The following is a 22,985-nucleotide window of genomic DNA, read 5'->3' as shown; positions in this document are numbered from 1 at the left end:
CGGCGGAATCCAGAATCAACGAGGCGCCCCGGTGCCCGTATCAACCTTGAGTTAATTGGCGCATGGCTGAACAACTGGTCATCAACAGGTACCGGGAACAGGAAGAGGACAACAGCCTCAACTGGCCGCGTATCATCGGTATTGCCTTTGTGATCGCATTGCACGCAGCCGCGCTGCTGGCCTTGCTGATCCCGGCCGTCGCCCCGCCGGCGGAGAAGGAGCAGGAACGTCGCACCTCGGTGGTGATCGTCGACGCCCCGCCTCCCCCGCCCCCGCCGCCGCCGCCGCCGCCGAAGCAGGACACGCCGCCGCCGCCGGTCAAGAACCTCGCGCCGCCCAAGACCACGCCGCTGCCTCCGCCGCCGGAAGCACCGCCCGTGGACATCGCCGAACCGCGTCCGACCGACATCGTCAGCCCGCCGTCGCCGCCCGCACCGCCGTCGCCGACGCCGGACATCGGCGCCAGCGTCGACATCTCGTCCAAGAACATGAATCCGCCCCGCTACCCGCCGGCCGCCGCGCGCTCGGGTATCGAAGGCACGGTCATCCTGATCATCGACGTGGACGCGAACGGCAACGTCACCAATGTGTCGGTGGAAAAGTCCAGCCGCAACCGCGATCTCGATCGTGCTGCCATGGAAGCCGCACGCAAATGGCGCTTCAACGCGTCCGTCGTCAATGGCCAGAAGGCCGCAGGCCGCGTCCGCGTGCCCGTGGACTTCAACATGGGCGGCTGATGCCGCCAGGCATCGACAGATTCCAACGCAAGAAACCCGCACCACCCTCAATCAACACTTAAATAAAGGTAAGCGTCATGCTGCAGGAAACCCTTTTCGCCGCCGCCGCCGGGGGCAACAACGCCGCGAATGCCCTGTCGCAGATGGGCTTCGAGCACATGATCAGCGAGATGGTCAGCAAGCCCGGCGAGTTCATCGTCTCCTGGGTCGTGCTGCTCACCCTGGTGATCATGTCGGCCATGTCCTGGTACTGGACGGTCATCAACGTGCTCCGCAGCACCCGCCTGAAGGGCCAGGCTGACCGCGTGACCAGCGCCTTCTGGGAAACCCCGAATGCGCAGGACGCCATCCGCCTGATGGAAGAGCAGCCGAAGAACGAGCCGTTCTCCAAGATCGCCCTCGACGCCGCCCAGGCCGCTGCGCACCACCAGCGTTCGGAAGGTTCGGGCGAGACCCTGAGCCGCTCGGAGTTCGTGGACCGCGCCCTGCGCCAGGCCGTGACCCGCGAGAGCACCAACCTGCAGGGCGGCATGACGCTGCTCGCCACCGTCGGTGCGACCGCGCCGTTCGTGGGTCTGCTGGGTACGGTGTGGGGCATCTACGGCGCCCTGATCCGCATCGGTGCGACCGGCCAGGCCTCGATCGACGCCGTTGCCGGCCCGGTGGGTGAAGCGCTGATCATGACCGCCATCGGTCTGTTCGTCGCCATCCCGGCCGTGTTCGCCTACAACTTCTTCAGCAAGACGAACGCGGCCGTCATCGCCAAGTTCGATACGTTCGCGCACGACCTGCACGACTTCTTCGCCACCGGCTCGCGCGTTCGCTGAGCCGGCGGTACAAGCAGTCAACGCAACGTTCTAGACGGAGCCCGTCATGGCTTTCAGTAGTGGTAATAGCGGTGGCCCGATGGCCGAGATCAACGTCACGCCCCTCGTGGACGTGATGTTGGTGCTGCTGATCATCTTCATCATCACGGCGCCGTTGATGTCGCACAAGGTGAAGATCGAGCTGCCCGAAGCGAACCTCGTCCAGAATCCGGACGAAAAGACCGCCCCCAAGACCCCGCCGATCACCATTTCCGTCAAGGACAATGGCGACCTGTTCTGGGGCGATGAGCCGGTCAGCAAGGAAATCCTGGAATCGCGCCTGTCGAGCGTGGCCCAGTTGCAGCCGCAGCCGAAGCTCAACCTGCGTGGCGACAAGACGACCAAGATGGGCACCATCGCGGAAGTCACCAAGATCGCGCAAGGCCAGGGCATGCTCGATATCGGCTACGTGGCCACGAAAGAGAAGGGGCAGTAAGCCATGGCATTCAGCAGTGGTGGTAGCAAGGGCCCCATGGCCGACATCAACGTCACGCCCCTCGTGGACGTGATGCTGGTGCTCCTGATCATCTTCATCGTGACCGCACCGATCATGACGTACCCGATCGAGGTGGCCCTGCCGCAGCGTGTGATCAACCCGCCGCCGCAGGTACGCGAGCCGCCGCCGCCGATCGACCTGCGCATCGAGTCGGACAACACGGTGTACTGGAACAACAGCCCGACCAACGTGGCCGACCTCCAGCGCAAGATGGAAGACGAAGTCCAGCGCGATCCGACCAACCAGCCGGAGCTGCGCATCGAAGCCAAGTCGGACGCGCATTACGAAGTGATGGCCAAGGTGTTGGCCGCTGCGAAGAATGCGCAGATGATGAAGATCGGTTTCGTGCAGTAATCGCGAAACGAGCAGCAGTAGGCTCTCGAACGCCGCCCTCCGGGGCGGCGTTCTTCGTTCCGGAGGGCGAACAGGGGCCCTCTTGCGTCCCTGGAAGCGCGGGCGTAGCGTCAGGGGCACGGTCCCCGACAGAAGGAGGTGTGCCATGGCGTTCTCCGCTCCTGCAAGCCGTTCCGAACTGGCCGACATCAACATCACGCCACTGGTGGACGTGATGCTGGTGCTGCTGGTGATCTTCATGGTGACGGCGCCGATGCTGTCACGCCCCATCGAGACGCTCCTGCCGCAACCGGTTCCCGGTACGCACGCCGAGCCGCCCAACGACCTGGTGCTCAAGGTGGGCGTCGGCGGCCACTACACCCTGGACGACCGTCCGATTGCGCTGGGCGATCTCCGTGCGCGGCTGGAAGATGCGCTCACGGCCGACCCCCGCACCGTGCTGCAGGTGGAGGCGGCGGAAAGCGCCGATTACCAGCAACTGGTCAGCGCGCTGTCGCAGGCCGAAGCCAGCGGCATGCGCAACATCGTGATGAGGAACTGACGCCTGGCGCGCGTCGACGGGATCGATACCGCTCAGTCCCGCCCGACGCCCTCGGCCTGGCTCAGGATCGCGAGGTAGCGGCGCACGGTCGCGTCCAGGCCGGCGTACAGTGCTTCGCCGATCAGCGCATGGCCGATCGAGACTTCGAGTACCCCGGGCACCGATGCAAGGAATCCGCCGAGATTGTCCTGGCTGAGGTCGTGCCCGGCGTTGACACCCAGGCCCAGCGCGTGAGCCTGCTCGGCCGTGCGCCTGCAGTGCTCGAGCGCATCGCCGGCGTCGCCACGCGAAGCCGCCTCGGCAAATGGGCCGGTATAGATCTCGATGCGGTCCGCGCCGATGTGCGCCGCATTCTCGAGTCCGGCGCAGCCCGCATCCACGAACAGGCTGACCCGGCATCCCATCGCCTTGAGTGCCGCGATCAGCGGGCGCAGGCGTTCCGAATCCTGTTCGAAATCGAAGCCATGGTCCGACGTGATCTGGCCGTCGCCGTCCGGCACCAGCGTGGCCTGCGCAGGACGGGCCGCGTCGCACAACGCGAGGAAGCCGGGATAACCGTCGCGGGGCGGAGCGAAAGGATTGCCTTCCAGATTCAGTTCGACGCCGTGCCCGCGCGTCAGCCGCGCCAGCGCGTCGACATCGCCAGGACGGATGTGCCGCTGGTCGGGCCGGGGATGCACGGTGATGCCATGTGCGCCGGCTGCCAGGCAAGCCTGCGCCGCGCGCACCACATCGGGTTCATCGCCGCCGCGGGAATTCCTCAGGACGGCGATCTTGTTGACGTTGACGCTGAGCAGGGTCACGGTGCGGGCGGTTCGGACGGCGGTGCATTGCGCCGCGCCTCCGCGATCTCGCGAAGTCGGCGCAGCTCGGCCGGATCGATCATCAGCGATTCGTCGCGGCGCGTTTCACCCAGCCTGCGCGCATGCCGCCCGATGATCCAGACCACGAAGAGGCAAAGCGACACCAGCATCAGGACGACCATCAAGGGCATCGACGTGGTGCGCACGGCCATGAACAGGCAGCCGATCGCCATCAACAGGAAGAGCCAGTGCATCGTCCACCCCCGGGGCTTGGTGGCGGAATATTACCGCGTCCGTTGCGCGGCAGGCATCGACCGGCTTCACAGCAAGGGCGACATCAGCCGTGCCAGTGCTTCGGGCAGTCGATGGCGCCAGAGCGCGCGGTCGCGCTGCAGGCGTACCGGTTCACTGGCGGCGATCTCGCCTTCCATCCACTGTCCCAGCGTGCCGGCGACGCCGCGGTCGCGGAACATCATGGAAATCTCGAAATTCAGCCGGAAGCTGCGGTGGTCGAAATTGGCGCTGCCGATGATGGCCAGCGTGTCGTCGCAGAGAAGCGCCTTGCTGTGCATCATGCGTGGGCCGTATTCGTAGACCTTCACGCCGGCGGCGAGCAGTTCGTCGAAATACGACCGCGCGGCCAGCGTCGCCAGCCGGGAATCGCTGGTCTTGGGCACCACCAGGCGGACGTCCAGACCGCCCAGCGCGGCGGACGTCAGCGCCATGCGCGCGGCTTCGCCGGGAACGAAATACGGCGTGACCAGCCAGACGCGCTGTCTCGCTTCATGGATCGCCGCGACCTTGGTGCGGTGGATGGGCTCCCATGCGGAATCCGGCCCCGACACCAGTGCCTGTACAGCAATCCCGCCCCGCACGTTGGCATCGCTGGCGCTCCACAGCCGCGTGCCCTGGAAGTCCTTGCGCTGCTGGCCGGTGGCATATACCCAATCCTCGACGAACACCTGCTGGATGCTGCGCACGATCTCGCCCTCGAGGCGCAGGTGCAGGTCGCGGAATGCATCGTCGCAGAGGGACTCGTCCTCATCGTCGGTGACGTTGATGCCGCCCGTGAACGCGATGCGTCCGTCGACCACCACGATCTTGCGGTGCGTGCGCAGGTTCAGCCACGGACGGGTGAAGGGACGGAAGCGGGTAGGGTGGAACCAGGCGTGCTCGCCGCCGGCATCGATCAACGCGCGCAAGGCCCGGGTCTTGAGTCGGTTCGAGCCCACGGCGTCCAGCAGCAGGCGCACCTTGACGCCTTCGCGCGCCTTCACCGCGAGCGCCTCGAGGATGCGCTGGCCGGTACGGTCGCCGTTGAAGATGTAGTACTCCAGGTGGATGTGGTTCTCCGCGGCGGCGATCGCATCCAGGATCGCCTTGTACGTGGCGCACCCATCCACGAGCTGCTGCACCGAGGTGGCCGTGGAAGGCGGCAGTCCCGTCGTCTTCTGGGCCAGCATGGGCAGTTCCGCGCTGTTGCCGTCAGCCGGTGCGAAGACCTCGTAGCTCTCCACGCCTTCGCGCGCGCGCGTCCGCCGGAGTTGATGCCGCTTGATGCGCTGCGGCCCCAACAGGAAGTAGACCAAGTACCCCACGTACGGCAGCAGCGCAAGGGAAAGCAGCCAACTGAGTGTGGCCACCGGTTCGCGTTTCTGCAGGATGATCCAGGTACACAGCGGCACCAGGTAAAGCAGCCAGGCCAGCGTGATCCACCCGGCGAGGTGGGGCAGGGTGGACGCGGCATCTCGGATGGCGTGGAGGACGTCGGGCATGCCGCGATTCTAGAGGTCGGCATGACCTCCGTGCGATGCGTCGGCGTTGCAGGCAGCGTCTTTTCCTTCCAGGGCCCGCCGCCACGGCGAACGCCGCGTGCGCGCCAGCCTGCAGGGCCGGCGTGTCAGCGCCAACTCGCCTTGCGCGAGGGCGGCGGGGGCGTGGGCGTGGCGTCGATACTGGGAACCAGCAGCGACAGGCGTGCCTTGGCATAGTCGCCGCTGCCGTCGACGTCCAGCTTGCCCGCACTGTTCGCAGTGATGAGCGCCGTGTCGAGGAACACCTCCTCGCCCGCCGCCAACCGGTGGCGCGCACTGCACAGCTTCACCGGCACCTGCAGCACGCTTATTCCGTCCCGCTGCCATTTGGTTTCCGGCACCAGCCGGCGGACGATGGAACCGTCCACCCATACGTCCACCGAATCCGATTGCACCGACCGGCACTTGCCGATCCCGACATCAAAAGTCATGCACCCTCCTACAGGGCGGTATGCGTCAACGTGAAAAGAAAGCCGCGCGACTCCAGCAACGCGCGCATGCGCCGTTCTGCCGGTGCGCGGTGGAACTGGCGGCCCGCCCACAACTCGAAGCAGGGCCGTGCCGTGGCGTGACCGTGGGTCGTCGGCCGGCGGGACACCGCGATGTCCGGCGACTCGCAGGCCGTGGCCCACATCACCCGCAGGTCGCCCGGACCGATGGATTGCTGCGATCCAAGATGAAGAATGAACACCTGGACGTGCTGCCTGGACACGCATCTCTCCTCGGCGCGACAGGGCGTCGCGTGGATGAAGCCGAGAGGGAGAGAAATCGGCCCGCGGGAGGCGGCGGAGGAGACTGCCCGTCAGCCATGACAGGTATACGCCCTTGGGGGCGTGACCGCAAACCCGTGTTCATGGTTTGCGACGCACGTGCGATGCGGCTGCACGGCGCTGCGGCGTTACGACGCGATGCGTGGGAGCGCCAACCGCCACCCCAGCCCCGACCACCGGCTCGCATGCCGCGACAGTGCGTCGCGGATCACCGCTTCGCTGCCGGCGACGTGCAGCTCACGCCTGGCGCGGGTGATGCCGGTGTAGAGGAGTTCACGCGACAGCACGCGGTTGCCGCGTGCGGGCAGCAGCAGCCAGACCGCATCGAATTCGCTGCCCTGCGCCTTGTGCACGGTCATGGCGAATGCGGACTCGTGCGCGGGCAGCGATGCGGGATGGAACGCGCGCGGCTGCGTGGGTGTGTCGCCCGGGAACCAGGCCAGCAATACGCCTTGCGCATCGCGGAAACACAGCCCGATGTCGCCGTTGAACAGACGGTGGCGATAGCTGTTCTCTGTGACGATGACCAGCTGGCCATGAAAGTGGCCCTGCCCGGCACGCTGCAGGCCGCTGCCGCCTTCCACCAGCAGGCGCTCGATGCGGGCGTTCAACGTGCGCGCGCCCTGCGGGCCTTCACGCACGGCGGTGAGGATGCGCAGGCGCGCGGACAGCGCCAGCGCGTCGGCGGGCGTGGCGGCTTCGCCCAGCGCGCGCCAGTGCGACAGCAGGCGTTCGCGCTGCATGTCGAGCGGATCGGCCAGGTCTTCGTGGAACTGCACGCCGGCCAGCGTTTCGCTGCGCAGAAGCGAGAGCGTCGTGGAGGCATCGCCTTCGCGCACGGCGGCGGCCAGCGGCGCGAGCTGCAGGGCTTCGCTCTGGCGCCAGCCGCGCTGCAGGTGCACGCGGATGCCGGCGAAGCGGCCCTGTAGATGATCCTCGCTTGCCTTGTGATCAGCGGGCGGAACATCGCCGAGCAGCGGGCGGAGCGCCCCGGCGTCCTGCATGCCCAAGTCGTTGCCATCCCCTGCCGCGCTCAGGATGGCAGCGAGCACATCGCCTGCTTCCACCGACGGCAACTGGTCCGGATCGCCCAGCAGCACCAGGCGCGTGCCATCGGCGACGGCGTCCACCAGCTTGGCCATCAGCGGCAGGTCGATCATCGAGGCTTCGTCGACGACCACCACGTCGAACGGCAGCGGGTTGTCGGCGTGATGGCGGAAGCGGGGCGAATCCGGAATCGTGCCGAGCAAGCGGTGCAGGGTGGTGCCCGTGGTGGGCAGCGTCGCGAGCAGATCGGCGTCCACGCCCTGCGCCGCCAAGGCTTGCACCGCATGGCGGACGCTTTCGGCCATGCGCTCGGCGGCGCGACCTGTAGGCGCGGCCAGGGCGATGCGTGGCGCGGCGCGGCCTGCGCACCGTGCCTGTGCGGCCAGCAGCACCAGCAGGCGCGCGGTGGTGGTGGTCTTGCCGGTCCCGGGACCACCGGTGACCAGCAGCAGGGCATGGCGCAGTGCGAGCGCGGCGGCACGCGCCTGGTGGACATCGTGCGCGGCCGGCGGAAAGAGCTGCGCGAACAAAGGCGCGAGCGCATCGACGCCGGTTGCCGGCACCGGTTGCGTGGCGAGGCGTTGCAGGCCGGCCGCGAGTGCCCGTTCGTACTCGCGATAACGGCGCAGGTAGAGGAGGTCGTGTTCCAGCACCAGCGGCGCGTGCGGGTCGGCGACCGCATCGGCATCGTCCGGCGTGGCCACCCAGCGCGACGCGGCGAGACATGCACGCCACGCGTCGACGGATGGCCAGTCGATGGGGGTATCGGCGTCGAGCAGTGCCTGCGGCTCGCGCAGCGAGAGACCCGCATGGCCCTTGGCGACGGCGAGCGACGCCAGCGCGGTGGCGGCGAGCACGTCGTCGGGCGTGGCCGCATCCAGCCGGCGCAGGCTCTGGGCGAGGGCGTGGTCCAGGGTACGCAGGTGGCCGTTGCGGAACAGGGTATCGAGCAGGCTCATGCGGCCGCCTCCTGCCCGTGGCCCGCGAACAAGGCGTCGAGTGCGTGCACAAGTTCCGGCGCGAAGCGCTGCGCATGCACGCCGAGCGACGCATCGCGCGCGGGATCGAGTCCGCGGCAGAACACGTAGCGGATGCCGCCGAAATCGCGCGCGTAGTCGTAGCCGCCGCCCAGGCGGAACCGCAGCCAGCGATGCAGCGCGACGGTGTAGACCAGGGCCTGCAGGTCGTACTCGCTGTGCGCCATCGCAGTCGCCAGCGCGGGCGCGTCGTAGCGCGGCAGCCGGTTGGACTTGTAGTCGAGCACGTACCAGCGCCCGTCGCGCACGTAGGTCAGGTCGATCTTGCCGGTCATCAACCCTTCCAGCCGCGAGCGCAGGCCGAACCCGTGGCGCGCGCGCGCCACGCCATGCTCGTGCAGCAGCGCCAGCAACGCCGGCACGGCAGTGGGTGCAAGGGCGAAATGGAATTCGATTTCGGCACGCCGCTCGTCGTCGCCCAGCGCATGCAATGCGCCACCCTCGGGCAGCGCGACGGTCAGCGTGCGTCCGACCAACGAGGTGAGCAGGGCGACGCCATCGGCCAGGTCGTCCTGCGCGTAGCCTTCCCTGCACAGCGCGGCGAGCAGGGCGGCATGTTCGCCTTCCGGCGCCGCATCCCCCGCCTGCCACTGCGCCCATGCGCCGAAGCGGGTGTCTTCGAGCGCCGCATGCAGCACGTTGCCGAAACGGCTGCCACTGAAGCGCGGGTCGTACGCGTCTGCGGTGATGTCGGGGGACGCGTCTGCGTCATCGGGCGCCTGCACCGGTTCGTCCGCGGCCGCGCCGTCGGCCTCGGTGGAGGCAGCGTCGACGGCGTGGCCCGCATCGGCATGCGCAAGCTGGGTGAAGCTGTAGACCCACCAGTCGGGCGCGATGGAACGCCGGGCGACGCGGGCGGGCGGCACCGCGCCCTCCGCCACGTGCGGCAACCACGGCAGTTCGGCGGGCGGTGCGGCGGGATCGATGCGGATGCCCGGGTCCTGCGCCAGCAGGGCGTCGGCATCGCGCACCATCGCCCATAGCGGCGACTGCGCGTGCTGGTAGAAGGCGCCCGTCGCCAGCCACAGCGCGTGGCTGGCGCGGGTCAGGCCGACGTACAGCAGGCGCGCGTCTTCGGCGCGCTGCGCCTCGCTCCATTGCGCTCTGGCCGCGCCCCACCCGGAGACCTCCTCCTGCAACTTCCAGTGCAGCACGCGGCCGTCCGCGTCGGTGACGACGACGCGCTGGCCGGGATCGGGCGCCCTTCCGCCGATGCCCGCATACGGCAGGAACACCAGCGGGTACTCCAGGCCCTTGCTCTTGTGCAGCGTCACCACCTGCACGCGGTGCGCATCGGATTCCAGCCGCAGCAGCTGTGCGTCGTCATCGGCAGCGGTGCCGGCATCGGCGATGGCAGCGGCCAGCCAGTCGACGAGGCCGGGCAGGCCGAGCGTACGCGCGTCGGCTTCCTGCAGCATCTCGGCCGTCTGCAGGTAGTTGGTGAGCCTGCGCTCGCCGTCGAGCAGGCCGAGCAGGCGCGGGGCGTGCTCGGCGCACAGGTCGTTGACCAGCGCCAGCGGGCCACCGCGATGCAGGCGTTCGCGCCAGTCCTGCGCGCGCTGTTGCCAGCCGCGCATCGCATCGCCGTCGGTTTCGAGCGCGGCGATGCCCGCGGCATCCACGCCCAGCAGGACGGTGGACAGCGCGGCGCGCAGATGGCCGTCGTCCGCGCCGTGCATCAACGTGCGCAGCAGCGCGTGCAGTTCGCGCGCTTCCGGCGCGGCGAACAGGCTGAGCTTGCCGGCGGCAACAGCGGGAATGCCGACCTCGGCCAGCGCGGCACGGATGCGGGTGGCATCCCGGTGCGTGCGGACCAGCACGGCGATATCGCCGGGCTGAACGGGTTTGCCTCCTATCGTCGCGTTGCCGGCGCGCGCATCCGTCAGTACGCGGTGGATGGCAGCCACGCAGGCAGCGATGGCCAGTTCACGCGAGGTGCCTGCGTCCCAGGGCTTGACCTTGCCGTCCGGTCCGGGCGCCGGCGATGGCGCTCGCCATACGGTCAGCGCGGGCGCGGCCGCGCCATGACGCTGGAAGTCGTCATCGTGACGTGTGCCACCGGGCGCGACCGGATGGAAATGGATGCGTGGATCGACGAATGCGGCGTCACCGGCCTGTGCGTACAACGCTTCGATGGCACGCAGTACCGACGGCCGCGAGCGGAAGTTGTGCGACAGCGGTGGTGCGGCGACGGCATCGGCCTGAGCGGCGAGATAGGTTTCCACATCGCCGCCACGGAAGCCGTAGATCGCCTGCTTGGGATCGCCGATGACGAACAGCGCCGGCTTCGGACTCCTGCTGCCGAACACGTGGTCGAAGATGCGCCACTGGCGTGGATCGGTGTCCTGGAACTCATCGACCAGCGCGACGCGATACTGGGCGCGCAGGCGCTGCACGAGGGCGTCCGCATGTGGCGTTTCGAGCGCATCCGCGACGCCGTCGATCAGGTCGTCGTAGGTCTGAACACGCAGCTGCTGTTTGCGCAGCATCAGCCGTGCCCGGGCATCGTCGCGCAGGCGATGCAGCAGGGCGACGCGGCGCGCTTCGCGATAGGCGTCGACGCGGTCCTGCGCCTGCAGGTAGGCATCGATGGCATGCGTCAGCGGCGATTCCGGGGTGCGGCCCGCGCCGGCCTTGCTGGTTTTCAGCAGCAGCGCCTCACGGCGCAACTGCGGCAGCCTGTCGTGCGCGAACGGCATGCCGGCATCGTCCGCGGCCGCCCATGCCTCCAGCGCGTCGAACAGCCCGATGATCCACTCGACCCTGTAGCTGCCGCCGTGCAGCACCTTTCCCTCCACTGCGGCGACCAGGGCGTCACGAAACGCGCTCCCGTGCGCGCGATACGCGGCCATGAGCGCTTCGCCGGCCGCCCGCAAGGCCGTTGCAGGGTCGGCAGGCAGCGGATCGACGGGGTACGGCTGCAACCGCTGTTCGCGCAGCAACGCGGGCAGGTCGGCCGCCAAGGCGTCGGGGCCGCCCTTCCACAGCGCAAGCAGATCATCCGCACCGTCATCGTCCGCGCCATGCGCGCGCCACAGGTCCGCGGCGATTTCCTGCCGCAGCGCTGCGTCGTTGGCGAGCAACGGCGGCGCATCGAAACCGTGCCCGCTTTCCAGGGCGTGTTCGCGCAACACCCGTGCACAGAAGCCGTGGATGGTGAACACCGCCGCCAGGTCCATGCCGTCGGCGGCTTCGCGCAGACGCCGATGCAGTGCGGCGGGAGGTTCACCACTCCGCGCGAGATGCGCATCGAGGAGCGCACGCGTCAATGCCGCCTCCGGCGCTTCATCGGCGGCGGCGACGGCGGGCAGCGATGCTGCCAGCAGCAGGCGGGCACGGATGCGCGCGCGCAGCTCCTGGGTGGCGGCCTCGGTGAAGGTGACGGCCAGGACTTCGCCGATGCGCAAGCCGCCTTCGACCACCAGCCGTACGACCAGCGTGGCCAGGGTGAAGGTCTTGCCGGTACCGGCGGACGCCTCGATGGACTGCACGCCATCGAGCGGCAGCGCGAGGTAGGGATCGTGCGCGACGGTCATCCGGCGTCCTCCGCGTCGAAGACGGGGGCCAGTGCGCGCAACGCATCCGGATCGGTGCCAGCGTAGACCTCGCCCTGCGTGACCGCGAGATAGATCGACATCGAAAGATCCGCGAACCGCAGCCGCGCTGCGTCATCGGTGAAAGGATCGCAGCCGCGCAGCGCGAGCCGCAGCGCATCGCCGTTGCCTTCGCTCCAGCTGCGCTCGCTTCCGTACCATTTCTTCGCCGCTTCCTTCAGGCCTGCTTCCATGTCGGGCGCGGCGGCGAAGAATTCCCAGCCGCTGTAAGGCGCGAACGGCAGCGGTTCGCGCAGGCCCTGTTCGCGCAGCCAGAGCAGGTGCCGGAGCACCGTGCGTGCCTGGCCAGGATCGAGCGGCGGACGCACATGGGGACCGAACGGATGGCCGGATGCCGGCTTCGTGCCGCCCTCGTGGAATTGAACCAACGGCAGCGCGAGGCCGGCCGCACTGGCGAGCAGCCAGTCCAGGCCGTCGCGGATCGCCGCGCTTCCGCCCGGTGCACCGATGCGAATACGCGCGAGTCCATGCGGATACATGCCCGCCAGCGTGCCGTGCAGTGCGACGCCGTCGATGTCCACCTCGATGCGCTGCGTCGCCGGCAACTCGCCGCCGGTCCAGTCGGCGAAGGCGCGTGCGTACGGCGTGACCTCGCTGCGCAGCGTGGACAGCGTGCGCCGCCCCAGCGGACCCGAAGGCAGCAGGGCGCGGGCGCGCAAGGCGGCATGCAGCGTGGCGTCATCGTCGCCCTGCAGCACCCCGGCGAACACGGCTGCCTGCACGTCGCTGCGCGCCAGGCCGCGGCCCGGCAGCAGCAACGGCTCGACGTCATCGCCCGCTTCATCGATCCCCTCCAGCCGCAGGCCCAGCCGCTGGTGGAGGAACTGCTCGGCCGGCGCGGTCAGGAAGCGGCGCAGCTGGTCGAGCGACAGCCCGGAGCCGGCGTCGGCAGGTGGTGGCATCGCGTCGCCCGGAAACCAGCGCGGCAGGAGCGAGCGTCGCCCCGCCAGCCGGCCGGCGGCGGGATGCCACTGCCGGCGATAGCTGAAGCGGCGTGGATCGTCGTCGCCACCAAACGCGACGGGCGAAAACGGCTGCAGCGGATGGTGCACCACCATCGCCCTGGCGACGGACGCCGGATCGGCATGCTGCCGCGCGGCGGCGTCGATGAGCTCACTGACCAGCACCGACGGTTCGCGCGCGCCGCCGTCGCGAGGATCGGCCCCGAGATAGCTGAGAAGGAACACATCCTGCGCGGCGGCGAACAGCTGCAGGAACAGGAAGCGGTCGTCTTCGCGCAGCGAGCGGTCGCCATGCCGGCGCTTGTCGGTGCCGAGTTCGGCCGTGAGCTTGCTCAGGCCGGCGGCGGGATCGCGGCGTGGATAGTCGCCGTCGTTCATGCCGAGCACGCAGATCACGCGGAACGGCAGCAGCCGCATCGGCACCATGCGGCCGAAACTGATGCCGCCGGTCAACAGGGGCGCGCGCGTATCGGCTTCGGCAAGCGTGGTAGCGAAGTGCGCGCGCACCACGTCGGCGGGCACGGTGTCGGCATAGCCCGCTTTCTCCGCCTGCACGGCGAAGTCGTCGATGAGCATGCGCAGGCGGTCTAGTGCGCGCTGGCGGGCAGGCAGGGCAGGTTCGCGCGGCAGCAGTGCGGCGAGCAGTCCAAGCAGCCGTTCGCGCCATTGCGCAGGCGTGATCGCCTCGCCCAGCGATTTCTGGTGGCGGGCCAGCACGCGCAGCAGGCGGACCAGGATGTCGAGCGCGTCGAGCGCGCTGCCTTCCAGTTCGGGCCAGGGCGCGACGCCGGCGATGTCGTCCTGCGCGCCGCTGGCGTGGCCCAGCAGCAGGCGGTCGAGTGCGAACTGCCAGGTGTAGGCATCGTCGGCGGGTGCGCCGTGCGCGGCACGGTGCTTCGCGTCCAGTCCCCAGCGCGCGCCCGCGGCCTGCAGCCACGCGTGCAGGCGTTCGAGGGCGGGGGCATCGAGACCGGCCGCGTCCGCGATGGGCGCACTGGCGAGCAGATCGAGGATCTCGTGGGTACCGAAGCGCGAAACCGGCAGGCCGAGCAGGCGCACGAACACGTCGGCCAATGGCTCGCCGGCCAGCGGACTGGTGTCGGCCAGCGCGTACGGCAACCGGTCGCCATCGCCCGGCGCGCCGAACACGGCTTCCAGATAGGGCACGTACGGATCGATGTCCGGCGCCAGAACCGCGATCTCGCGCGGCTGCAGCGGCGGGTCGAAGCGGTCGTCCTCCAGCAACGCACGCAGCTGGTCGTGCAGCACCTGCAGTTCACGCAGGCGCGTGTGGCAGGCGTGTACCTGCAGGCTGGGATCGTCGGTGCGCAGGGCCGGCAGCAGGTCGGGCGGCTGCGCGCGGCGATGGAACAGGTCCGACTGCAGGCGCCGCAGCAGGCTGCCGTGGAACTTGCCGCCCCCTGCACCGGGATCGGCATGGCCCCGCACGTCGAGGGTGGGGTGCACCAGTTCGTAGCTGCCGATCACGGCCATGAAATCGCGCCCCGCCGCCCCCCACGCCTGCAGCAGACGGGCGTCGGCGGTCGTGTCGTCCTCGGCGCCCGCGCGCAGGCGTTGCAGGTCGCCCCAGTAGTCCTTCACCGGCGACGGGACATAGAAGTGCAGCGTGCCTACACGCGCCTGCGTGGCCAGCACGCGCAGCACATCGGGGGAGACATTGAGCGTGGCGAACGCGAATACGCGTGGCGGCAGTCCCTGCGGCAACGGCTGGCCTGCGCCCTCGAAGCGGTCGAGATAGCGCTGGATGCGCCGCGCGCGGTAGTCATGGCCTCCGGCGACGTGGCGCCACAGGATCGCCTGCGGGTCGTCGGGATCGGCACCACTTTCCCAGCGCAGCAACCAGTCGCGACGCCAGGCTTGGTACTTCTCGAACACCTCGGCCAGTTCCCCCGCCAGCGCCCACGGCTTGAGTGGATCGGGCCGGCGCGACGCGGTATCCGCCAGGTAGGCGGCGATCTGCGCCATGGCCGGGCGCGCGAGCAGCACGGGGTCGGTCAGCGCGGCGTACAACCGCCAGTGCAGCGTCGCGGCATCGAGATCCTCGCCCTCGCCCGGCACATTGGCGTCCAGCGCACGTGCGACGAACTCGCCAGGGGTGAGGAATTCCAGGTTCGCGGCGATGCCATGCGCGGTGGCCAGCGTGGCTTGCAGCCAACGCCGCATCGCGACCTGGGGAATCAGCACGGTCTCCGGCGCCAGCAGCGGCACACCGGGCGCAGGTGTGCTCAATTCCCGCGCCAGCAGCCCCGCCAACACCTCCAGCGCATTGGAGTGGTAGAGGCGGAAGTCGGGCGTGGCGTCGGTCGTCATCGTCTTCGCCATTGTGCCGGATGCCGGCATCGCGCCGGAGACACCGCGGTTTGGGCCACAGCATCCCGCACGACCGTGCGCGCAGGCGATGCTCGGGTGCCACAATAATCAAACTGCGCGGTACGGTTTATGTTCAGCCGCTGGCCGCGAAGCTACGCCGTTGTTTTTCCGTTAACCCGCCTGTGGTCCGCCGACGACGCCCATGACGCCTGCCGACGCCCCTGCCGTGCACCTGTCCGGCCTCCGCCTCGATCGCGGCGGCCGCACCATCCTGCGCGACATCGACCTGACCGTGCCCCGGGGCAGCATCGCCGCGGTGCTCGGCCCGTCGGGCAGCGGCAAGTCGACCATGCTTGCGGCGCTGACCGGCGAGCTCCCGCCTGCCGCCGGTACGGTCGAGGTGTTCGGCCAGCCCGTGCCGCACCGCAGCCGCGCGCTGCTGGAGATGCGCAAGGGGATCGGAGTGCTGCTGCAAGGCAACGGCCTGCTCACCGACCTGACGGTCGCCGAGAACGTGGCGCTGCCGCTGCGCACGCATACGAAGCTGCCGGACGTGCTGATCCGCCGGCTGGTCGACTTCAAGTTGAATGCGGTCGGCCTGCGCGCCGCCGCCGACGCCTATCCGCGCGAGCTGTCCGGCGGCATGGCGCGCCGCGTGGCGCTGGCCCGTGCGCTGGCGCTGGACCCGCCGCTGATGATCTACGACGAGCCTCTGACCGGGCTGGACCCGATCGCCTCGGGCGTGATCATGAGCCTGATCCAGCGCCTCAACGACACCCTCGGGCTGACCAGCATCATCGTGACCCACCACGTGCACGAAACCCTGCCCATCGCCGACCAGGCGGTGGTGATCGCCAATGGCGGCCTGGTGTTCTCGGGCACGCCGTCCGAGCTGGAAGCCACCTCGGATCCGCTGGTGAAGCAGTTCCTGCGCGGCGAGCCGGATGGCCCCATCGCGTTCGATGCGGTCAAGCGCGGGGAGGCCGCCTGATGCCCTTCGTCGCCGCCACCCGGTCGCTGGGCCGCGCCGGCCTGTTCTCGCTGTCGGTGTTCCGCGCCTCGGCGCCGACCCGCGATTTCTTCGCCGAGCTGACCCGCGAGATCTACAAGATCGGCGGCCGCTCGCTGCCGATCATCGCCGTGGGCGGCGCATTCGTGGGCCTGGTGCTGACGCTGCAGGGCTACCGCACGCTGACCACGTTCGGCGCCAGCGATGCGCTGTCCACCCTGCTGGGCCTGTCGCTGTATCGCGAACTGGGCCCGGTGCTGACCGCGCTGCTGTTCATCGGGCGCGCCGGCAGCTCCATCGCCGCCGAACTGGGGCTGATGCGCGCCACCGACCAGATCAAGGCGCTGGAACTGATGGCCATCGACCCGGTGGCGAAGGCCGTGGCGCCGCGCTTCTGGGCGGCGGTGCTGACGGTACCGCTGCTGACCGGCTTCTTCTGTTCGCTGGCGATCAGCGCCAGCTACTTCGAAGCCGTGCACGTGCTCGGCCTCGACAACGGCACATTCTGGTCCGCGCTGCAGAACAGCGTGGACTTCTGGGACGACTTCGGCGTGGCACTGCTGAAGTCGGCCGTGTTCGGCGGCACCGCCGCGCTGGTCGCGGCCTACGTGGGCTTCCACGCCGAGCCGACCATCGAAGGCACGTCGGTAGCCACCACCCGCGCGGTGGTGAACGCCTCGCTGCTGGTGCTGATGTTCAATTTCGTCATGTCTGCATTGCTGTTCAGGAGCTGACCCCATGTCCGTCCGTGGACCCCGCCTCGAATTCGCCGTCGGTGCCTTCCTGCTGCTGGCCCTGGCCTCGCTGCTGGTACTGGCGCTGGCTTCCACCAACAAGCGCTTCGGCGTGGGCGGCGGCAGCTACGAGCTGAGCGCACGCTTCTCCAACCTGGGCCAGCTGCGCAAGCAGGCGCCGGTGAAGATCGGGGGCGTGGTCATCGGGCAGGTGGCCGACATCCAGCTGGATCCGGTCAAGTTCGATTCCATCGTCACGCTGTCCATCGACAGCCGCTACAAGGACCTGCCGGCCGATACCGCCGCCGGCATCTTCACCAGCGGCCTGCTGGGCGAGAACTACATTGGCCTGTCGCCGGGCGGTGATCCCGAGGTCCTGAAGCCCGGCGAGGAAATCGCCTTCACCCAGCCGGCGGTGGACCTGCTGCAGCTGGCCGGCAAGTACATGTTCAGCGGCGGCACCAACAATGCCGGTGCAGGCTCCGGGGAACCCCCGGCCAGCGGCGAGACCGCCGCGCCCCCCGTTACGGAAGGACCGACCCCATGAAGACCCTCATCAAGCCCTCCCTGCTCTCCGTCGTGCTGTCGGCCGCGCTGCTGGCGTCCGCGCCCGTCGCCGTGTTCGCCCAGGCTGCCGCGCCGGCCACCGTGGCCAAGCAGGCCACCGCCAGCCAGGTCGTGCTGGCCAGCAGCACGCGCATCCTGACCACGCTCGATCAGCGCCGCGCCGAGTTCAAGTCGAATCCCGCGGCGCTGCGCCAGTTCGTCACCGGTGAGTTCAACACGCTGTTCGACGGCGACTATGCCGCCCGCCTCGTGCTGGGCGTGCACGGTCGTGGCGCCTCCGACGCGGACGTGAAGCTGTTCGGCCAGGCCCTGACCGAGCGCCTGCTGTCCGCCTACGGCGCGCGCCTGGCCGACTTCAACGCGCGCCTGAAGGTGCGGGTGAAGTCCGAATCGCCGTTGCCCGGCGGCCGCGGCGTGAAGGTGGACACCGAGTTCGTGCAGGCGGACCAGACGGTCACTCCGATCACCTTCTATGCCCGCAACGTGGGCGGACAGTGGAAGGTGTTCGACGTGCTGCCGGAAGGCGTGTCCTTCGTTCAGACGTTCAAGACCCAGTTCGACACCCCGCTCCGGCAGAAGTCGATCGCGCAGGTGGCGGCGGACCTGAAGTCCGGCAAGCTGCAGGTCAACGGCAGTGCCGGCGGCAACTGACGCCGGCGTCCGGCGGGACGGCGACGCGCTGATGTTCTCGGGCGCCCTGGACCGCGCCGCGGCCGCCGTGCTGTGGCCACAGGCCTCGGCGCAGTGCGCCGGGGCGCAACGCATCGTCCTGACCAACGTCACTACCGTCGACAGCGCCGGGCTGGCACTGTTGTCGGCGCTGGCCGCGCGCCTGCACGCCAGTGGTATCACCCCGCGTTTCGAAGGCCAGCCCGCTGGCCTGGCCGATCTCCAGGCCGCGTATCGCCTGACGCCGGAACTGGATTTCCCGGCATAACCCCACCCCGCCGTTTGCAGGAATCAGGATGAATCTGTTCCGCCTCAGCACCGTCGTCCTGCTGGCCGCCCTGGCGACCGCCTGTGCGTCGGCTCCCCCCTCTTCGACGGCTGCGCCGGCCGATGCGGTGGTGGTCGACAGTACCGCCACGGCGTCGGCTCCGTTGCCGCCCGTGCCACCGATCGATCCCGCCAGTATCGATGCCCCCGCACCGGCGGCCGACACCGCCACCGCGTCGGAAGGTGAGGACGACTTCGCCGCCATCTACGGCCAGGGCGCCTACGATCCGGTCGCCGATCCCACGCTGCCCGCACCGGCGCAGTCGCCGACTGCCTACGACCCGTGGGAGAAGTTCAACCGCAAGGTGCACGCCTTCAACAATGTCGTCGACCGCGCCGTCGCACGGCCGCTGGCCCGTGTCTATGTGGCGGCGGTGCCGCGCCCCGTGCGCCTGGGCGTCGGCAACTTCTTCGACAACCTGCGCCAGCCGCTGACGATGGTGAACCAGTTGCTGCAGGGGCGTCCGCGTGACGCCACGCAGACCTTCGGCCGCTTCCTGCTCAACTCCACGGTCGGCATCGGCGGCATCTTCGACCCTGCCAGCGACCTGAAGATGAAGCGCCGCAGCGAGGATTTCGGGCAGACGCTGGGCACGTGGGGCTGGAAGCGCTCGCGCTACGTGGAGCTGCCGTTCTTCGGCCCGCGCACCGTACGCGACGTGCTGGGCCTGGCCGGCGACATGCCGCTCAGTCCGGTCAGCAAGATCGAGGACGACAAGACGCGCATCTTCCTGCAGGGCCTGAACCTGGTGGATACCCGTGCGCAACTGCTGTCACTGGACAGCCTGCGCGAGGGTGCGGTGGACGACTACGCGCTGGTCCGCGACTCGTGGCTGCAGCGCCGCAATTACCAGATCGAAAGCCATCGCAGCACCAAGCAGTCGACCGAAGACGAGCTGCCGGAGTACCTGCAGGACGAGAACACCCCGACCGTGCCGGCCGACGCGATGCCGATGCCGGAGATCAGCGGCGGCGGTTGAGGCTGACAGGTAGCGATCAATGAAAACGGCGCCTGCGGCGCCGTTTTCTTTTGGGCGTTCCCTCTCCCTGCGCAGCGGGGAGAGGATGCCGAAGGCGGGTGAGGGGCAAACGAAGCGGGAAAGATCCAGCGCATGGATGAAAACCGCGCCCGCCCCTCATCCGCCCGTTGGGCACCTTCTCCCGCAGGCGGGGAGAAGGGACAACACGCGACGCCTCACTCCGCCTCGTCGCCGCCCAGCAGCTTCTGGCTTTCCTCACCCGGCAATGCTTCGACACCACGCAGCTGCCGCTCGATCGCACGGGTGCGCACGCCGGCCTGCTTGATGCTGTTCTGCACCGTGTCCAGCTGGCTGTTGGCTTTTTCCAGCACGGTCGCGAACTTTCCGAACTCGGTCTTCACCGCGCCCAGCAGCACGCGTACTTCGCTGGAACGCTTTTCGATGGCCAGCGTGCGGAAGCCCATCTGCAGGCTGTTGAGCAGCGCCGCCAGGGTGGTGGGTCCGGCGACGACGATGCGATGGTCGCGTTGCAGCGCATCCACCAGGCCGGGACGGCGGATGGTTTCCGCGTAGAGCCCTTCGGTGGCCAGGAACAGCACCGCGAAGTCGGTGGTATGCGGCGGCACCACGTACTTCTCGTTGATCGATTTCGCCTGCACCTTGATCGCACGCTCCAGCTGCGTGGCGGCGAGGCGCATCGCCTCGGTGTCGCCGCGTTCCTGCGCGTCGAGCAGGCGTTCGTAGTCTTCGCGCGGGAACTTGGCGTCGATCGGCAACCAGACCGGCACGTCGCCCGCCTGGCGACCGGGCAGGCGGATGGCGAAATCCACCGCTTCGTTGCTGTCGGGGCGGACCTTGACGCTGCGCGAGAACTGCTCGGCCGTCAGCACCTGCTCCAGCAGGTTCTCCAGCTGCACTTCGCCCCAGCCGCCACGGTCCTTGACGTTGGTCAGCACGCGCTTGAGATCGCCGACGCCGGTCGCCAGCTGCTGCATTTCGCCCAGGCCACGCTGCACCGCTTCCAGCCGTTCGGACACCAGCGAGAACGACGCGTCCAGGCGCTGAGTCAGCGTCGCCTGCAGCTTCTCGTCCACCGTCGCGCGCATCTGCTCCAGCTTCTGGGCATTGTCGGCCTGCAGTTCCTTCAGGCGGCCTTCCAGCGTGGTGCGCATCTCGCCGATGCGTTGTTCGTTGCGCTGGGTCAATTCGTTCAATCGCTGGCCGAGCGTGTCGGCGAAGCGCTGCTGCGACTCGGAGGCCTCCAGGCGACCCTTGCGCGCGTCCTCACTCAGCGTATCGCGCAGTACGTCCAGGCGCTGGTCGGTACGGGTGCTGAGATCGGCCAGGCTGCGCGCGAAACCGTCGATGCGGACCTCCTGCGCCCGCGAGAGGCCCTCGAGCTGTTCGCGCAGTTCGCTGCGGCCCTCGCGTTGTTCATCGCGCAACGCGCGCTCGAGCAGGTCGCCGATGCGTGCCTCCGGACGGCGCAGCACCAGCACCGCGAGCAGCACGATGGCAATGGCGACGAGGACCAGGAGGAGGAAAAGAAGGGTCTGGGAATCCATGCGGACAGTGTAGCCGCTGGCGTCTCAGCCCCTGAGCCTGCGGGAGTGCGCGTGGTGCGCCGCCGATTGCCAGCGCGGGGGTGGGCCGCTTAGGCTGCGGTCGGTCGAGGCTTGGTGCCCGATCACCCCCGCATCCCGCCTGCGCTGGCGCTTCGCCCGCGCGCTGTTCCGTTGACGCACTCCGAGGATCCTCCATGACCTGGCTACGGCGCAAATCCATCGACCGGATCACCGAGCACGAAGAAGGCCGGCGGCTGGTCCCCACGCTCAGCTGGCCGCATCTGGTCGCGCTGGGCATCGGTGCCATCGTCGGCACGGGCATCTACACGCTGATCGGCGTCGGTGCGGAAAAGGCCGGCCCGGCGGTGCTGATTTCCTTCGTCGTCGCCGGCGTGGTCTGCGCCTGTGCGGCGCTGGCGTATGCCGAGCTGTCGACGATGATGCCGGCCGCCGGCAGCGCCTACACGTACAGCTATGGCGTGCTGGGCGAATCCATCGCCTGGATCGTGGGATGGAGCCTGATCCTGGAGTATTCGCTGGTCGTCAGCACGGTGGCCGTGGGGTGGTCCGGCTACTTCGTCGGCTTCCTCGAATGGGTGCAGCAGAACTTCGGCTGGAACGTCACCCTGCCCGCGGCGCTGGCGGCCGGTCCGCACGCCGGCGGCGTGATCAACCTGCCCGCCATCGTCATCACCTTCGCCGTCGCCGGCCTGCTGATCGCCGGCACGCGCGAGAGCGCGACGCTCAACGCGATCCTGGTGGTGTTCAAGCTGATCGCCCTGGCGGTGTTCATCGCGGTCGCGCTGCCGGCGTTCAATCCGGACAACCTGCAGCCATTCATGCCTTATGGCTTCCCGAAGTCGATCGGAACCGACGGTGTCGAACGGGGCGTGATGGCGGCGGCGGCGATCATCTTCTTCGCGTTCTACGGCTTCGATGCGATTTCCACCGCGGCCGAAGAGACCAAGAATCCCGGCCGCGACCTGTCCATCGGCATCATCGGCTCGATGGTCGGCTGCACGCTGATCTACCTGGTGGTCGCGGTGGCGGCCGTGGGCGCGCTCAGCTACACCGTGTTCGGCCAGAGCGCCGAGCCGCTGGCGCTGATCATGCGCGAGCTCGGCCACGGCACCGCTGCGCTGGTGATCGGCATCGTGGCCATCGTCGCGCTGCCGACCGTGCTGCTGGCGTTCTTCTATGGGCAGAGCCGCATCTTCTTTGTCATGTCGCGCGACGGCCTGCTGCCGCGCAGCCTGTCGAAGGTCAATCCGCGCACCGGCACGCCGGTGGCGATCACGGTGTTCACCGCCGTGCTGGTCGCGGCGCTGGCCGGCGTCGCGCGGCTGGATGAAATCGCCGCGCTTGCCAACGCCGGTACGCTGGCCGCATTCGTCGCGGTGGGTGTCTGCCTGCTCGTACTGCGCAAGCGCGAACCTAACCGGCCGCGGGTGTTCCGCACGCCGTTGGCCTGGGTGGTCGGTCCGGTCGCCATATTAGGCTGCCTGTACCTGTTCTGGAGCCTGCCGCACCGCACGCAACTGTGGTTCCTCATCTGGAACGTGGTTGGCATCGTCGTCTATCTCGCCTACAGCCGCCGCAACAGCATGCTCGCGAAGGGCGGCGACGCATGACGTAGCGTGCGCCATGCGCACGAACGCAGCATCCCAAGACGATCCGGGTCGTGCGCACAGCGCGTCCATACGCATGCGTCTGCAGTGCCGACGCTTCATTCCCGACGCCCGCGGCACTAAGATGCCGCGCA

21 protein-coding genes are annotated in these 22,985 nt (G+C 68.9%); 12 read left to right on the top strand and 9 right to left on the bottom strand.

Annotation, left to right across the window (positions count from 1 at the left end; genetic code table 11):
* Positions 1–62 precede the first annotated feature (62 nt).
* From CYU89_RS02865 to CYU89_RS02845, 5 genes are all read left to right on the top strand, one after another.
* Positions 63–737 carry an energy transducer TonB gene (locus tag CYU89_RS02865; protein WP_296278709.1) on the top strand — a complete coding sequence of 225 codons (675 nt, stop codon included), beginning with the start codon at positions 63–65 and terminating at the stop codon, positions 735–737.
* Between the two features lie 77 nt (positions 738–814).
* Positions 815–1,564, top strand: a complete 750-nt coding sequence (gene exbB, locus CYU89_RS02860; protein WP_296278708.1) for a TonB-system energizer ExbB — start codon at positions 815–817, stop codon at positions 1,562–1,564.
* Positions 1,565–1,610: 46 nt separating this feature from the next.
* Positions 1,611–2,039 (top strand): biopolymer transporter ExbD, encoded by a 429-nt coding sequence (locus CYU89_RS02855; protein WP_296278707.1) that lies wholly within the window; start codon positions 1,611–1,613, stop codon positions 2,037–2,039.
* Positions 2,040–2,042: 3 nt separating this feature from the next.
* Positions 2,043–2,453: a biopolymer transporter ExbD gene (locus CYU89_RS02850; RefSeq protein WP_296278706.1), complete on the top strand. Its 411-nt coding sequence runs from the start codon at positions 2,043–2,045 to the stop codon at positions 2,451–2,453.
* A gap of 145 nt (positions 2,454–2,598) precedes the next feature.
* Positions 2,599–2,994 carry a biopolymer transporter ExbD gene (locus tag CYU89_RS02845; protein WP_296278705.1) on the top strand — a complete coding sequence of 132 codons (396 nt, stop codon included), beginning with the start codon at positions 2,599–2,601 and terminating at the stop codon, positions 2,992–2,994.
* A gap of 32 nt (positions 2,995–3,026) precedes the next feature.
* Here the strand turns inward: CYU89_RS02845 and CYU89_RS02840 are convergent, their stop codons facing one another.
* From CYU89_RS02840 to recC, 8 genes are all read right to left on the bottom strand, one after another.
* Complete coding sequence (locus CYU89_RS02840) at positions 3,027–3,797, bottom strand: pyridoxine 5'-phosphate synthase (protein WP_296278704.1); 771 nt, start codon at positions 3,795–3,797, stop codon at positions 3,027–3,029.
* Positions 3,794–4,051, bottom strand: a complete 258-nt coding sequence (locus CYU89_RS02835; protein ID WP_296278703.1) for a hypothetical protein — start codon at positions 4,049–4,051, stop codon at positions 3,794–3,796. Before CYU89_RS02835 ends, CYU89_RS02840 begins: the two co-directional genes overlap by 4 nt.
* Positions 4,052–4,117: 66 nt before the next feature.
* The gene (cls, locus tag CYU89_RS02830) at positions 4,118–5,572 is read right to left on the bottom strand and encodes a cardiolipin synthase (protein ID WP_296278702.1); all 1,455 of its coding nucleotides are present in this window, start codon (positions 5,570–5,572) and stop codon (positions 4,118–4,120) included.
* 125 nt (positions 5,573–5,697) lie between these two features.
* Positions 5,698–6,042: a hypothetical protein gene (locus CYU89_RS02825; RefSeq protein ID WP_296278701.1), complete on the bottom strand. Its 345-nt coding sequence runs from the start codon at positions 6,040–6,042 to the stop codon at positions 5,698–5,700.
* Positions 6,043–6,050: 8 nt separating this feature from the next.
* Positions 6,051–6,323, bottom strand: coding sequence for a hypothetical protein (locus CYU89_RS02820; RefSeq protein WP_296278700.1), 273 nt, complete (start codon positions 6,321–6,323; stop codon positions 6,051–6,053).
* A 186-nt stretch (positions 6,324–6,509) separates the two neighbouring features.
* Positions 6,510–8,387 carry an exodeoxyribonuclease V subunit alpha gene (gene recD / locus CYU89_RS02815; RefSeq protein ID WP_296278699.1) on the bottom strand — a complete coding sequence of 626 codons (1,878 nt, stop codon included), beginning with the start codon at positions 8,385–8,387 and terminating at the stop codon, positions 6,510–6,512.
* Positions 8,384–12,001, bottom strand: coding sequence for an exodeoxyribonuclease V subunit beta (locus tag CYU89_RS02810; protein WP_296278698.1), 3,618 nt, complete (start codon positions 11,999–12,001; stop codon positions 8,384–8,386). Before CYU89_RS02810 ends, recD begins: the two co-directional genes overlap by 4 nt.
* Positions 11,998–15,372 (bottom strand): exodeoxyribonuclease V subunit gamma, encoded by a 3,375-nt coding sequence (gene recC / locus CYU89_RS02805; RefSeq protein WP_296278697.1) that lies wholly within the window; start codon positions 15,370–15,372, stop codon positions 11,998–12,000. The genes CYU89_RS02810 and recC overlap by 4 nt, the downstream gene beginning before the upstream one ends.
* Before the next feature lie 202 nt (positions 15,373–15,574).
* Between recC and CYU89_RS02800 the strand changes: the two genes are divergently transcribed.
* The 6 genes from CYU89_RS02800 to CYU89_RS02775 are packed head-to-tail and all read left to right on the top strand — an operon-like array spanning position 15,575 to position 19,658.
* Positions 15,575–16,363, top strand: a complete 789-nt coding sequence (locus tag CYU89_RS02800) for an ATP-binding cassette domain-containing protein (RefSeq protein ID WP_296278696.1) — start codon at positions 15,575–15,577, stop codon at positions 16,361–16,363.
* Positions 16,363–17,115 (top strand): MlaE family lipid ABC transporter permease subunit, encoded by a 753-nt coding sequence (locus CYU89_RS02795; protein WP_296278695.1) that lies wholly within the window; start codon positions 16,363–16,365, stop codon positions 17,113–17,115. Before CYU89_RS02800 ends, CYU89_RS02795 begins: the two co-directional genes overlap by 1 nt.
* Positions 17,116–17,119: 4 nt before the next feature.
* Positions 17,120–17,662 (top strand): outer membrane lipid asymmetry maintenance protein MlaD, encoded by a 543-nt coding sequence (mlaD, locus tag CYU89_RS02790; protein ID WP_296278694.1) that lies wholly within the window; start codon positions 17,120–17,122, stop codon positions 17,660–17,662.
* An 8-nt stretch (positions 17,663–17,670) separates the two neighbouring features.
* Entirely contained in the window at positions 17,671–18,333 is a 663-nt protein-coding gene (locus tag CYU89_RS02785) for an ABC transporter substrate-binding protein (protein ID WP_296278774.1), read from the top strand.
* 31 nt (positions 18,334–18,364) lie between these two features.
* Entirely contained in the window at positions 18,365–18,619 is a 255-nt protein-coding gene (locus tag CYU89_RS02780; protein ID WP_296278693.1) for an STAS domain-containing protein, read from the top strand.
* 28 nt (positions 18,620–18,647) lie between these two features.
* On the top strand, positions 18,648–19,658 hold the full coding sequence (locus CYU89_RS02775; RefSeq protein ID WP_296278692.1) for a VacJ family lipoprotein: 1,011 nt from the start codon (positions 18,648–18,650) through the stop codon (positions 19,656–19,658).
* A gap of 215 nt (positions 19,659–19,873) precedes the next feature.
* Here the strand turns inward: CYU89_RS02775 and rmuC are convergent, their stop codons facing one another.
* Positions 19,874–21,223, bottom strand: a complete 1,350-nt coding sequence (gene rmuC / locus CYU89_RS02770) for a DNA recombination protein RmuC (protein WP_296278691.1) — start codon at positions 21,221–21,223, stop codon at positions 19,874–19,876.
* 194 nt (positions 21,224–21,417) lie between these two features.
* On the opposite strand from rmuC, the gene CYU89_RS02765 reads away from it, so the two are divergent.
* On the top strand, positions 21,418–22,854 hold the full coding sequence (locus CYU89_RS02765) for an amino acid permease (protein WP_296278690.1): 1,437 nt from the start codon (positions 21,418–21,420) through the stop codon (positions 22,852–22,854).
* The last annotated feature ends 131 nt before the right edge of the window (positions 22,855–22,985 follow it).

The sequence above is a fragment of the Pseudoxanthomonas sp. genome (genome assembly GCF_002863005.1).
Lineage (GTDB): Bacteria > Pseudomonadota > Gammaproteobacteria > Xanthomonadales > Xanthomonadaceae > Pseudoxanthomonas_A.
The sequence above is the reverse complement of the archived record's forward strand: the minus strand, read 5'-3'. Positions and strand labels throughout refer to the sequence as shown.